The sequence below is a fragment of the Rothia nasimurium genome, assembly GCF_928381415.1.
GTDB classification, from domain to species: domain Bacteria; phylum Actinomycetota; class Actinomycetes; order Actinomycetales; family Micrococcaceae; genus Rothia; species Rothia nasimurium_H.
On the sequence record NZ_CAKMSF010000002.1, the window covers coordinates 358,244 to 371,107 of the forward strand.

The 12,864-nt window shown below is 62.4% G+C and carries 10 protein-coding genes, 1 tRNA gene and 2 rRNA genes; all 13 read right to left on the reverse strand.

Features of this window, described 5'->3' with window-relative positions:
- Nucleotides 1-35 precede the first annotated feature (35 nt).
- Nucleotides 36-1,109, reverse strand: coding sequence for a siderophore-interacting protein (locus L7A20_RS03505; protein WP_237207505.1), 1,074 nt, complete (start codon nt 1,107-1,109; stop codon nt 36-38).
- A complete protein-coding gene (locus L7A20_RS03510) occupies nt 1,102-1,941 on the reverse strand; it encodes an ABC transporter ATP-binding protein (protein ID WP_237207504.1) in 840 nt (279 codons plus the stop codon). Before L7A20_RS03510 ends, L7A20_RS03505 begins: the two co-directional genes overlap by 8 nt.
- A 4-nt stretch (nt 1,942-1,945) precedes the next feature.
- Entirely contained in the window at nt 1,946-3,016 is a 1,071-nt protein-coding gene (locus tag L7A20_RS03515) for a FecCD family ABC transporter permease (RefSeq protein WP_237199895.1), read from the reverse strand.
- Nucleotides 3,016-4,056 carry a FecCD family ABC transporter permease gene (locus tag L7A20_RS03520; RefSeq protein ID WP_237209122.1) on the reverse strand — a complete coding sequence of 347 codons (1,041 nt, stop codon included), beginning with the start codon at nt 4,054-4,056 and terminating at the stop codon, nt 3,016-3,018. Before L7A20_RS03520 ends, L7A20_RS03515 begins: the two co-directional genes overlap by 1 nt.
- Nucleotides 4,057-4,068: 12 nt before the next feature.
- Nucleotides 4,069-5,121, reverse strand: coding sequence for an ABC transporter substrate-binding protein (locus L7A20_RS03525; RefSeq protein ID WP_237222419.1), 1,053 nt, complete (start codon nt 5,119-5,121; stop codon nt 4,069-4,071).
- A gap of 312 nt (nt 5,122-5,433) precedes the next feature.
- Nucleotides 5,434-5,507 (reverse strand) — tRNA-Thr (locus tag L7A20_RS03530).
- A gap of 190 nt (nt 5,508-5,697) precedes the next feature.
- Nucleotides 5,698-6,798, reverse strand: coding sequence for an ATP-binding cassette domain-containing protein (locus tag L7A20_RS03535; protein WP_237222420.1), 1,101 nt, complete (start codon nt 6,796-6,798; stop codon nt 5,698-5,700).
- A gap of 134 nt (nt 6,799-6,932) precedes the next feature.
- The gene (locus tag L7A20_RS03540; protein WP_237222421.1) at nt 6,933-7,703 is read right to left on the reverse strand and encodes an energy-coupling factor transporter transmembrane protein EcfT; all 771 of its coding nucleotides are present in this window, start codon (nt 7,701-7,703) and stop codon (nt 6,933-6,935) included.
- Between the two features lie 3 nt (nt 7,704-7,706).
- A complete protein-coding gene (locus L7A20_RS03545; protein ID WP_237222422.1) occupies nt 7,707-8,564 on the reverse strand; it encodes a hypothetical protein in 858 nt (285 codons plus the stop codon).
- Between the two features lie 50 nt (nt 8,565-8,614).
- Nucleotides 8,615-9,628 (reverse strand): nucleoside hydrolase, encoded by a 1,014-nt coding sequence (locus tag L7A20_RS03550; RefSeq protein WP_237222423.1) that lies wholly within the window; start codon nt 9,626-9,628, stop codon nt 8,615-8,617.
- Between the two features lie 200 nt (nt 9,629-9,828).
- Nucleotides 9,829-10,707, reverse strand: coding sequence for a DsbA family protein (locus L7A20_RS03555; protein WP_237222424.1), 879 nt, complete (start codon nt 10,705-10,707; stop codon nt 9,829-9,831).
- A 247-nt stretch (nt 10,708-10,954) separates the two neighbouring features.
- Nucleotides 10,955-11,071: ribosomal RNA gene (gene rrf, locus L7A20_RS03560) — 5S ribosomal RNA — on the reverse strand.
- A gap of 105 nt (nt 11,072-11,176) precedes the next feature.
- Nucleotides 11,177-12,864 (reverse strand): 23S ribosomal RNA (locus L7A20_RS03565); the annotation flags it as partial.

A 12,864-nucleotide genomic window follows, 5' to 3' on the forward strand; every position in this document is an offset into this window, starting at 1 on the left:
TAGGCCTTTCTCTAGCAGGTGGGTACTAGGCCACTCTACCCCTCGGTCTGCCCCGCCTTCCAGTACCCCATAAAAGAGATGCTTTCTTTGGGCAGCCCGGCTTCGTTCACGCAAATACGGCGCAGAGTTTTGACCACCGTTGATTCACCGGCGATTAGCACGTAGGTGCCGGTGGGGTTTTCTGCCAGGTGCCAGAGGATGCCGTCCGTCTCCCGGTCGTCGTAGGGGTCGGCTGCGGGGGTTGGCTCAAGGGCGCAGGTTGTACGCAGGACGCGGGTAAGTTGCTGCCCGCGTGGTTGGCCGGGGGTCCGGGCCAGCACGTGCAGGCGGACGCCCGGCACCCGCTGGGTTGCCTGCCGCACCTCGGGGAGGCGGTCGAGAGCGTCCTCGGCGCCGGGCACCTCAAGGAACACCGCCCCGGTAGCTTCAGTAGGTAGGGAGCGCAGGATGGAGAGCAGGGCCGGGGCAGCGGTTTCGTCGCCAAGCAGGAGCAGGGAGGACGCCGCCCCGGGATTGTAGGAGGACCAAAGGGTAGAGCCGCGCAGGGGCGCCAGGATAGATACCTGCTGCCCCACCTGCGCCTGTTCGGCCCAGCTTGAGCCGGGCCCGCTGATTCCCTGGGCGTCAGTGTGCAGGACGAAGTCCACGTCGATTTCAGGCTGCAGGCCGGCGGGTAGGTCACGGGCCAGGGGTTCTAGGTCGGCTTCAGCGGCCGGGAACATGCCCAGCAGGGGTGTCTCGTCCAGCCCGACGGAGGGCACCAGCCGGGAGTTGCTGACAGTGTAGGTGCGCATGTGCCCACGTTCGCTGGCGGGGGCCGAGAGCCACCGGGTCCGCCAGGAGGTATCGAGCTCAATCATGGTGGGCCCACTGGCTCCCGCCGGGGGAATCAAGAGTTTGATGTAGGCGTCGTAGACCTGCCCGGTGCCGTCAGAGATAGGGGCGGCGGCGTGCAGTAGGGAACGGCCGGTCAGTGAGACACGTACAAAGGAATCGGTCAGCTTCTCAACCCGCGAGACGGTGACGGGGAAGACCCCGTACTGGTTGATGGAGCGTTTGACCTCGCGGCGGGTAGAAGGGCGAGGTGCGGACGGGCGGGGCTTAGACAAGGCTCTGGCTTTCTAGGTTTTCTGCCGGGTGGCTTGCGGCACGGGCATGGGGCACTACGACGGTGGAGCCGTCCCCGAGGGGGTCAGCCACCGAAGCCCGTAGGCCGAAGATCCGGTGCAGGTTCTCCCCTGTCATGACCTCGGCGGCGGTACCGGCTGCGGCGATTTCCCCGCCCTTCATGGCAACCAGGTGGTGGGCTACGCGGGCGGCCAGGTTGAGTTCGTGCAGCACCATGACCATGGTGGTTCCGCGGCACTCGTTGATGTCGGCCAAGAGGTCAAGGAGTTCTACCTGGTGGGCCAGGTCTAGGTAGGTGGTGGGTTCATCCAGCAGCAGGATATCGGTGTCCTGGGCTAGGGCCATGGCGATCCAGACGCGCTGGCGCTGGCCGCCGGAGAGTTCGGTGACCTGCCGTTCCGCCAGCTCCAGGGTGTTGGTAGCTTCTAGGGCCCAGGCGACTGCGGCGTCGTCCTCCCTTGTGTTGCCCCGAAAGAGCCCCTGGTAGGGGTAACGGCCGCGGGAGACCAAGTCAGCCACGGTGATACCTTCGGGGGCGATAGGGCTCTGCGGCAGCAGGCCGACCATGCGGGCAAATTCCTTGCCGCCGTAGGAGGCGACCGGTTTGCCGTCCAGGGTAATCTCGCCGCTGCTGGGTTTGAGCAGGCGGGAGATACCGCGTAGCAGGGTGGATTTACCGCAGCCATTAGGGCCGATGATGGCGGTAATTTTTCCTGCGGGGATGCTCAGTGAGAGGTCTGGCACGATGGTGCGGTCGCCATAGCCCAGGCGCACGTGGGTGACGGTGAGGTCGCGAGGCGTTACGGTTTTCACGAGCTTAGCTTCTTTCGGGTGAGCGGGTCAGCAGCCAGATGAGGGCGGGGGCGCCGAAGGCACCGGTGAGGACGCCGGCGGGCAGGTTGATGCCGCCCGGTATCAGATTGGAGCCGATGAAGTCAGCGAGCACAACCAGGCTTGCGCCGACCAGGGCAGCGGCGGTGAGGTTGTGGCGTCCGCCGGTCAGGGCCCGGGCGATAGGCCCGGCCATAAAGGCAACGAAGGCCAGGGGGCCAGTTGCGGCAGTGGCAACGGCCACCAGGAGTACGCCCAGGGCGATGAAGCCGGGGCGGACGGCGCGGGTCGGCACGCCCAGCCCCAGGGCCAGTTCTTCCCCTACCGCGGTGGCATGCAGGGGGCGGGAGAACAGGATGAGGGGTAGCAGGAGAGGCAGAAGGAGAAGGGCCAGTAGGCTGATACGGTCCCAGTTAGCGGTCGAGAGGGAACCAGTCAGCCAGTGGGTCAGGGTCTGGGCACTGGTGGTTGAGGTGCGCGAGAGCAGGTACTGGATAAAGGCTGATCCCAGGGCCGAGATGCCCAAACCGACCAGAATGAAGCGGTTGCCCGCGCTCCCGTCCCCTGCTGAGAGGGCCATAATGACTAGGACGACAGCCAGGGCAACGGCGATAGCGAGCAGGGTGAGCGGCAGCCCACCCAGCCCTAGAAAGACAATACCGATGACGGCCCCCAGGGCAGCCCCGTTGGATACGCCGATGATATCGGGGCTGGCAATCGGGTTACGCAGGAGCAGCTGGAAGATAGCCCCGCCCAGGCCGAAGGCTGCCCCGGCCAGGGCACCGAGGACGGCGCGGGGTAGTTTTTCTTCCATGACGATGTAGCGGGCGCCCTTGGCGCTCTCGATAGTTCCGCCGCCAAGGATGGTGAAGAAATCGGGGATAGTCACGGTGTAGGAGCCCAACAGTACGCGCACCGCGCACACCGCAATCAGGGTCAGTGCAAGACCGACGATGGCGAGGGCTGGGCGGCGGCGGGCACGGGCGCGGACGCTGGCCACTGTTTGGGTGGCACTTTGGGCAGCGCCCCGAGGCTGGGGGCTAGGTAGGGTCGGCATTAGAGGTTAACCGCCTTACCGCGTCGTACCAGGTAGATAAAGACGGGTACCCCCAGGGCTACCATCATGACGCCCACCTGGATTTCCTGGGGTGGGGCGATGACGCGTCCGGCTGTATCCGCCAGTATGAGCAGGGCCGCCCCGAACAGGGCGGAGAGGGGCAGAAGCGCCCGATAGTCGGCGCCTGCGAGTGCACGCATGGCGTGCGGGGCGAGCAGGCCGAGGAAGGCGATGGGGCCGGTGAGGGCAAGGGCGGTGCCGACCAGCAGGGTGATGCCGCCGGTGATGACGAGGCGGCGGGTGGCAACGTTTTCGCCCAGGGAGGCTGCCATGTCATCGCCCAGGGCAAAGCTATTGATGGTTTTCGCTCCGGTGAGAACGATGATAGCCCCGAGAGCTAGTAGCGGGGCGGCTACCGCCAGGTCAGAGAGGTCGGCCCCGGCGACGGTTCCAATCTGCCAGCGGCGCAGGTTATCGAGGGTGGCCTGGTTGGTCAGAATCAGGGCGCTGGTGACCGCCCCTAGACCTGCGGTAAGGGCCGCTCCCATCAGGGCTAGTTTGATGGGGGTCGCTCCCCCGGTGCCAGGTGAGGCCAGGGCGTAGACGGCAAGGGCTGAAGCGACCGCGCCGATAAAGGCCCAGAGGGCAAAGGCCGCTGTAGAGTCGGCGGCAAAGAAGGTGATACCGGCTACCACCGCGCAGGCTGCCCCCGCGTTGATACCAAGGATTCCGGGGTCCCCCAGGGGGTTGCGGGTGATGCCCTGGAGCCCTGCCCCGGCAAGCCCCAGGCCTGCGCCCACGACCCCGGCGGTCAGCGTCCGTACCGCCCGCTGGGTGAGCACTGCTGCGTCCGCTTCTGTAACCTGCCCGCCGGCCAGGTAGTCCAGCAGGGTGCCTGGGCTGATGGGGCGGGCTCCCAGGGCAAAGCTGGCGAGGGCTGCCCCCGCAAGGAACAGGCCCAGTAGGAGGGATAACGCCAGTAGCCGCCGTGCTCCCCCGGTGGGGGTAGCACAGCGGCTAGAGGGATGCCGGACGGGCACGGCGGTCACCGGTTAGGACGCCTGGCTTGCGTCGATAGCGGCCGAGAGCTTGGCCAGGGTTTCGGTCTGGTTGATAGCCCAGTCCAGGGAGAGCGGGGACGCCGCCGAAAGGGCCAGGGAGATAGCGGCGTCGGTTTCAACGACCAGGCCGCCGTTCGCTACGGCGGGCATCTGGGAGAAGAGGGTGTTGCTCTTGATGGCTTCTTCGTCGGAGTCGCTGGTGCCCCAGGCCCAGACCAGGTCTGACTGTACTTCGGGCAGCACCTCACCTGAGATGGTCATGAAGAAGGCGTCGGCTTCGGTGGCGTTCTGCTCGATGTAGGGGGCCAGTTCCATGCCCAGTGAGGTGAGGAACTGGGAGCGGGAGTCGCTCGCTACGTAGGCGGAGAGGGTCTGGGCTTCGAGGTCGAACATGCCGGCGACGAAGGTCTTACCTGCCAGGTTGGAGTACTTGGCTGCGGCATCGTCGATGGTCTTGTTGGTGGCCTCGATGAGGGCGGCGCCCTCGTCGTCCTTCTGGAGCATGGCGGCGGCCTGATTGATGACGTCCTCCCATGAAGCGGCGTAAGCGCCCACGCCCTCGGGCATAGCAACGACGGGGGCGATGGCGGTGAGCTTGTCGTAGACTTCCTGGGTCATGTCGCCGTAGACAGAGAAGATGGCGTCGGGGGCCAGGGTAGCGAGAGCTTCATAGTCGGGGCCGTCAGTTTCGTCGTAGGTGACGGGGGCGGTGCCGCCCAGTTCGGCTAGTTTGGCATCGAACCAGTCGGTGGAGCCCTTGGCGTTAGCTCCGTAGGTGACCACGGGGGTGCCTGCGGGTACAACGCCCAGGGCGAGCAGGACGTCGGGGTTCTTCCAGAAGTTCACGACGGCAATTTTCTGGGGGACAGCGGTGAAGGTCGTCTCGCCGAAGGCGTGCTTGACGGTGTAGCTCTCACCTGAGGCGGCTGAGCTGGTGGTGCTGCTTGAGGTGTCGTTGGAACCGGTGGTGCAGGCTGCGAGTAGGCCGGTGAGGGCGGTAGCTGCGGTGGCCTTGAGGAAGGCGCTACGAGTGATGGCGACCATGGTCTTGTGTTCTCCTGGGAAGGGTGTTCCGTTCTATAGGACTATCTATAGAACTGCTTAGGTGAGCCTAAGCCAGGAATAACACTATCTTTTGCTTGCGTATTTGTGCAAACGCTGGGTAGTCAGGTGCGCACGGTGAGATAAGGGGTATCGGGCTCGCAGCGAAGTTGCCGCTTGCCGGGCTTGCGCAGGGTTCTTGGGCTGTGTGCAGACTTTTCTCTGTACACAGCCCAAGAACCCTGCACAGCAAGAGCGAGCTCGGATGCCCCGCATCTAGTTAGTGGGTATTGCCCTGTTTTTGGGCATAAAGAGAGCCCCCTACCGGATTCGAACCGGTGACCCCCTGTTTACAAGACAGGTGCTCTGGCCAGCTGAGCTAAGGAGGCAAGACTTTTCAAGTGTACCCGATATCGCAGGCAGGTGCATGTTGCGGCTTATTCATCAACGCGGTGAAGCAGGCTCACAGTGAAGCTGCTGGCTCGGGGCTGGCGTGAATCGCCCTTGTGAGCGAAGCGAACCAGGCGAGAGGGTCGGCAGCGAGCGTGAGCCTGCGGAACCCCTTATGAATAAGCTTCGTTACCAGCTCGTACCTAGCTGGTAGTGGTGTAGGGGCAGGCGGGCTGTGAGGTCTTGAGTGAGTTGTTGGTCGTGGGTGGCGACAATAGCACTGCCGCCTGCGGTGCAGTGGGCTGCAATCAGGGCTGTGACCTGCTCAAGGCCGGGGGTGTCTAGTCCGGCGGTGGGTTCGTCGAGCAGGAGGCAGGACGGCCCGGAGGCGAGCGCTTCTGCCAGCGCAAGGAGGTGCTGTTCGGTGGGGAGTAGGTCGAGGGGGTGGGTTTGCCCGGAGCCTGCGGGCAGGACGGTATCGCGCAGGGATGTGCGGAGGGCCGGTTCTGCCCGACTGCCGTTTCCTAGTTGCATGTCGGCGTCCACAGTGGAGGCCAGAAAGTGGTGGGCTGGGGTTTGCGCGACCAGCTGGGCGAGGGCAACGCGTGCAGGGGCGTCCTGCTGATGAGGCGGAAATGCACCGATGGTCAGCTGCCCGGAGGCCGGGGGTAGGAGCCCGGCGATGGTGCGGAGCAGGGTGGATTTTCCGGCGCCATTGGGACCGGTGAGAATCAGGCAGTCACCGGGGGCAAGATCCAAGGTGATACCGGCAGCAACGGGTGCAACCGCTTGCTTTTTCCAGCGACGGCGGGCGGCGGAGGCAACCGGGGATATTGCGAGGCCACGGGCCAGGACGTCTGCCACTACTCGGGTGGGCAGGGCTGGTAGGGGTGTCTCGGCAGGCTGCGCTGTGCCTTGCTCCAGGTCTTGGAGTTCGGTCGCTAGGTCTTCTTCATCGGTCTGGGGCCTGGCTGAGGCCCAGGCCAAATCTGCCGGGTAGCGGGTAAAAGCGTCCAGCACCCGGGCCCGCATGGCGTCGTCAAGGCCAAGCAGGGGTTCGTCGAGGGCTAGAGCTGGCGCAGCCACCCCGTCGAGGTTTTCGTCCACCCGCCCCAGCACCAGGTAGGCCGCCAGGGCTACCAGCTGGGTTTGCCCACCCGAAAGTTGCAGGGGGTGAGCTGCCAGTAGGTCGGTAATTCCAAGGTCAGCTGCAACAGCCTGTACAGCCCGGTGGAGCTGATTCCGGCTACCCACAATCTGCTCCACCCCCAGGGCAATTTCTTCGGCCACGGTGGGTACCAACCCCGTCATTAGGGCATGGGGGTTCGAGGGCACAAAGAGCCCGTTCCGTTCCTGGGCCCAGGCCTGTAGCCGGGCAGACTTTCCCGTCCCCCGGGCCCCAAAGACCAGCGTCCGCGTATAGGTCACAGCAGCACCCCCGTATAGGTAGCAAGCACGAGCAGGCAGGCCAGCGGTAGGAGCACCCAGCGAAGGTAGCACTGGGTGCGACTGTCGGTGTAGTCCTGCCAGAAAATTCTGGGCCCGGCCCGGTCAATCCCGCGCGTGGCCAGGGTTGCCCCTCGCACCTCGTGGTCGAGCAACAGCAGGTTGAAGAGGGCGGACGCCGTCCGCACCCCCAACCAGGCGCGGGCACCTCGCGACCCGTCGGCCATACCTCGGGCTCGGGCGGCCCGCTGCACTAGGCGGGAGTAGTGGGCCAGCTGGGTAGGGGCGTTGAGCGAAGCGACCAGCAGGTAGATGAGTCTAGGTGGCAGTCCCCAGACGGTCAGGGCATAGCGCAGGCCAGCAGCCCCGGTGGGTAGAATCAGCAGGGCGCAGGCCGACCCGAAGGCCAGAATCTGCAGGGCTAGGGCCAGGCCAGCCAGGGCGCCCTCGGCGGTCACCTCAAACACCATCCAGGGCACAGGCGCCCAGGTGGCCCACACGGTCTCTCCCCCGCGCGATACCAGCTGGATGATAAAAGCCATGGCTGCCACCGGCGCCAACCCTGCCAGGACTAGACGCAGCCAGGGCACCAGCGTCCGCCCCGCGATGTGCAGGGCAAGGAGCACAGCCAGCAGCCCCGCCTGCCAGATGATAGGCAGCGGGGCGAAGGCCAGCAGAAGCCCGGCGCAGCCCAGGGCGACCCAGGTGCGGGGGTTGAGGGTAGAGGCACTCAAGGCTGAGGGAGCCATCGGTTAGCGATTGAACTGTCCGCGTACGCGAGCAGGCAGACCCTTAATGATGAGCCAGACCAGGGCGAAAGCAATGGTCTTATCAAGGGGGTCAGAGAGCAGGGACTGTAGGGTGGTTGCCCCCAGCAGGGACTGGCCAGCTGCCTGCAGGGCCGCGACCACGGAGCCGGTACCCACGCCCTGGCCGCCGCCAAAGACGAAGGCTGCGATGGGGGCGCCGACGAACCCGGCCAGGATGCCGGTGATAAAGCCCGCGAGCAGGGCTCCCCAGAGTTTGCGGAAGAGGCCCAGGCGGCCAGCGCAACCGGCCAGGAAGCCGATGAGGGCAGCACCGGCGGCAAAGGGAATGGTGGTGGGGTTGATGGTCAGACCCCAGGCCAGGTTGGTAATGATACCGGTCATGGCCCCGGCGGCAGGGCCCGCCAGCACACCGATCAGGACGGTGGCAACGGAGTCGAGGTAGAGGGGGATGCCCGAGAAGCCAATCAGCTGACCCACGATGATATTGAAGGCAGCCGCAAAAGGAATCAGGGCAATGGTGGCAAGGGGTAGGCGGCTTAGGTTAGCCGCCAGAAGCAGCAGGACGCCCGCGGTATAGCCCAGCATCAGGGGCAGGGAGATCGCGGCCTGGGCATCGCTGGTGCCCTCCAGGTAGACTGCGTAGTTGGTGGTGCCGCCTGCGGTGAGGACGGCCCAGGTGTAGGTTCCTGCGATCACCAGGGCGGCGAGCAGGTTGAGCACCTTCTGGGAGGTGGTGAGCGGTGTATTGTGTTCTGGGTTTTTACCGAGGAGCCCGGTAGCTACCGAGGTCCTCTGCCCAGACGTTGAGGGCTCTGCGGTGGTGCGTGATGAGGGGGCCATGCCCACCCCTTTCTGTAGAATAATTGTTCTTTTTATTTTTTGAGGCGGTTCTAGCCAGTCCCCTTTGGGGCGTACACAGCCCGGACGGTCTGGACCAGGTGCTCAAAAAATTCAGGGGCCCGGGCGCTGGTCAGGGCCTGGGCGTTGGGGTCTCTCCCCCAGCGTCCTAACCAGTCGGCCACTACCTGGCCACGAGTGAGGGTCCCGGCCAGCTCAACGTCGAGCGTCACCGGTGTACCCTCCCCCAACGGGGTGTGGGGCTGGCCGTTCACAGCAAGGGCCCGGTTTACCGCCAGGGCTGTCACGAAGGGGTCGTGCACGTGGGCAATGAAACCCAGCTTGTCCCATTCGTGAAATTCCATGTAGAACTGCAGGGCCCCGTCCAGGGCGGTAAAGAGTTCTCCCCCACCGGCTAGGAGGCGCTCTCGCAGCTGCGGGGTCATGACAGCCTGCTCGGTGGTATCCAGGGGGCAGAGCAGGGGCGCATAGGGCAGGTCCAGGTCGGCGCTGCTGTAGGCTGCCAAAACCTCGTGCAGGGCCTCAGGGTCAGAGTGCACGTTCCATTCGGTGGTAGGCATGGTGTTGCCCCGGTGGTTGAGCGCTCCGCCCATAATCGTCAGGCTAGCTAAGTACTGGGGTAGCTCAGGATCGAGGCGCAGGGCCAGGGCCAGGTTAGTGGTGGGGCCCAGGACGAGCCCGTGCAACTTCCCGGGGAAGCGGCGGGCTGTTTCTACCCACAGAGCGGCGCCCTCGCCGTGGGCCCTACCGGTTGGTTCCTTCTGCCCGGGAAGCAGGCCGTAACCCGTACCCAGCGGACCGTGCGTTTCCTCGGTAGTGGTGAGTAGCTGCGCTAATGGATTCTCAGCCCCTAGCGCCCAGGGGGTACCCTGCCCGCCGAGCAGGTCCAGCAAACCCCGCACGTTACGTCCTACCTGCTCAGTGCTCACATTGCCACCGCTGGCCACAAGACCTTCAACCGCAACCTGCGGGTGGGCAAAGGCGTAGGTGAGAGCCAGGGCATCATCAATACCGGGATCGCAGTCAATCAGAAAATGCAGGGTCATGGGGCCTTATGGTTCTAGCTAGTTGAGCTGGGCAGGTTTTTCGGGAGTTTCCTGTAGAGTCCGAGGCATAGAAAAAGGGGCAGCTACCCACCTTCGTCTATGCACCGGGCATAGGTGAAGGCGTGCAGCTGCCCCTACACGCTGTGTACCAGTTTAGTACACAGCGGCCAGGCCTTCTACAGCCTGTTTACTGGGTGAACTTAGGCGTTCTTCTTAGCTTCAATCTTTTCGGTGATCCAGGCGTTGAAGTCAGTTGAGTTAAAGACCTCGCCGTCAGCGAAGATGGTGGGGGTGCCGCTGATACCGTTGGAGGCTGATTCGAGGGTGACGGTCTGGACGAGCGGACGCCAGGTGTTGTTAGCGACGTCGTCCTTTACGTCTGCACCGTACTTCTCAGCGATAGCAATGAGCTCTTCGTTAGAAAGGCCGCCGGTGCCCTGGTGGGTGAAGATTTCCTTCTGGAAGTTCAGGAAGTCTTCGGTGGAGACCTGGTTAGCTACGGAGTAGGCCACGTTGTTGGTGCGGGCTGAGTAGAAGGTGGGGCTGGAGGCGTCCAGGAAGGTCAGGTTACGGATCTCCAGGGTGATGTCGCCACTAGCAACGAGGGCTGCGATGGTGTCTGCATTTTCAGTTTCGAAGTCTGCGCAGTGCACACAGTTGTAGTCCTGGAAGATAGTCAGGCGGACGGGCTCACCGTTGTTGTCTGCTTCTTCGGGTAGGGCAACACCCAGGGGCATTTTGGCTTCGGAGCCATCAGCTGCGGTGTAGGTTGCTTCTGAGGTGCCCAGGTCGTTACTGTCACGGCTGGCTTCGGTGCTGGTGTTCCGCTCGATACCATCAGCGGTCAGGACGATGCCGCCGTACTGGTTAGCTGATGCGGGCACCGGGCCTGCGTCGGCAATCTGGTTGCGGTTGCCGTTGATGATGACGACTGCAACGATTGCTACGATGAGGGCGATGACGCCGAGGACGGTGAACTGAATCCAGCGAGTGGATGATTTTGAGGTTTTCTTGGCCTGCTGTGCCGCCAGCTGGCGGGCACGCTCGCGGGCGTCAGTGGAGGGGTTTCCCTTAGACACAGGTGTGCCTCACTTTCGTACGTGCGTTCTTGATAGGTTCAAGCCTACCGTGATTTGACGGGGATATCTGCTCTTCTACCGAACCTCAAACTACTTTCCCAGGAAACGATTAGTTTAGGTGAGGGCTGGTGCAGGGCGCTTAGCTCTTGCGCCCGATAGGGTATAAAAAGTGGGTGTTGGATTTTTGATGCTTAAAACAAAAAGGCCCTGGACAATCAGTCCAGGGCCTTCCTGTATCCCAATCAAAAACCGGCGGTGACCTACTCTCCCACACCGTCACCAGTGCAGTACCATCGGCGCAAAGAGCCTTAACTTCCGGGTTCGGGATGGAACCGGGTGTTTCCCTCTCGCTATAACCACCGTAAACCTACGATGCACCACCCCACACACGGGGCAGCAATAACAAACCCAAGGGTTGTTATCTCAAAACCATACAGTGGACGCAAACAACAAACAAACTCAGTCATAAAAGTGTAAGCCTTCGGACTATTAGTACCAGTCAACTCCACGGGCATTCCCCGCGTCCATACCTGGCCTATCAACCCCATCATCTATAGGGATCCTCACGTGGCACAAAAACCACCAGGAAATCTCATCTCGAAACAGGCTTCCCGCTTAGATGCTTTCAGCGGTTATCCCTCCCGAACGTAGCCAATCAGCCATGCACCTGGCGGTACAACTGACATACCAGAGGTTCGTCCGTCCCGGTCCTCTCGTACTAAGGACAGCCTTTCTCAAATTTCCAACGCGCGCAGCGGATAGAGACCGAACTGTCTCACGACGTTCTGAACCCAGCTCGCGTACCGCTTTAATGGGCGAACAGCCCAACCCTTGGGACCAACTCCAGCCCCAGGATGCGACGAGCCGACATCGAGGTGCCAAACCATGCCGTCGATATGGACTCTTGGGCAAGATCAGCCTGTTATCCCCGAGGTACCTTTTATCCGTTGAGCGACGGCCGTTCCACAACGTACCGCCGGATCACTAGTCCCGACTTTCGTCCCTGCTCGACCTGCCAGTCTCACAGTCAAGCTCCCTTGTGCACTTACACTCAACACCTGATTGCCAACCAGGCTGAGGGAACCTTTGGGCGCCTCCGTTACTTTTTAGGAGGCAACCGCCCCAGTTAAACTACCCATCAGGCACTGTCCCTGACCCGGATCACGGGCCGAAGTTAGACATCCAGAGCGACCAGAGTGGTATTTCAACAACGACTCCACAAACACTAGCGTGCCTGCTTCACAGTCTCCCACCTATCCTACACAAGCCGCACCGAACACCAATACCAAACTATAGTAAAGGTCACGGGGTCTCGTCGTCCTGCTGCGCGAAACGAGCATCTTTACTCGTACTGCAATTTCGCCGAGTTCATGGTTGAGACAGTAGGGAAGTCGTTACTCCATTCGTGCAGGTCGGAACTTACCCGACAAGGAATTTCGCTACCTTAGGATGGTTATAGTTACCACCGCCGTTTACTGGGGCTTAAATTCTCAGCTTCGCCCACAAGGGGCTAACCAATCCTCTTAACCTTCCAGCACCGGGCAGGAGTCAGTCCGTATACATCGTCTTACGACTTCGCACGGACCTGTGTTTTTGATAAACAGTCGCTTCCCCCAATTCTCTGCGACCCATACACGCTCACGGCCGCACGGACCGGTCACGCTCAAGGCTCCCCTTCTCCCGAAGTTACGGGGACATTTTGCCGAGTTCCTTAACCATGATTCTCTCGATCGCCTTAGTATTCTCTACCTGATCACCTGTGTCGGTTTCGGGTACGGGCGGCTAAAACCTCACGTCGATGCTTTTCTCGGCAGCATAGGATCACCAAATCCCCCAATAACGGGGTCCCATCACGTCTCAGGCCAACACCGGCGCATTTAACAACCGGATACCCTACACGCTTAGACCACGACAACCATCGCGTGGCTTGGCTACCTTCCTGCGTCACACCTGTTAATACGTTTACCTCCAAAAATCGGGTCCTGCAGTCCACCATAAGCTCCCCAACACAAGTGAAGGGGTTACAAACAGCTTCTCACAGTTAGCATCAAAATATCAGTATGGGCGGTTTTTCGCCGGTACGGGAATATCAACCCGTTATCCATCGACTACGCCTGTCGGCCTCGCCTTAGGCCCCGACTAACCCAGGGCAGATTA

What these genes read in the sequence shown, in the direction of transcription:
- L7A20_RS03515 (WP_237199895.1), bottom strand. Translation starts at nt 3,016, where the DNA reads ATGCCGACCCTACCTAGCCCCCAGCCTCGGGGCGCTGCCCAAAGTGCC.
- L7A20_RS03525 (WP_237222419.1), bottom strand. Translation starts at nt 5,121, where the DNA reads ATGGTCGCCATCACTCGTAGCGCCTTCCTCAAGGCCACCGCAGCTACC.
- L7A20_RS03540 (WP_237222421.1), bottom strand. Translation starts at nt 7,703, where the DNA reads ATGGCTCCCTCAGCCTTGAGTGCCTCTACCCTCAACCCCCGCACCTGG.
- L7A20_RS03545 (WP_237222422.1), bottom strand. Translation starts at nt 8,564, where the DNA reads ATGGCCCCCTCATCACGCACCACCGCAGAGCCCTCAACGTCTGGGCAG.
- L7A20_RS03550 (WP_237222423.1), bottom strand. Translation starts at nt 9,628, where the DNA reads ATGACCCTGCATTTTCTGATTGACTGCGATCCCGGTATTGATGATGCC.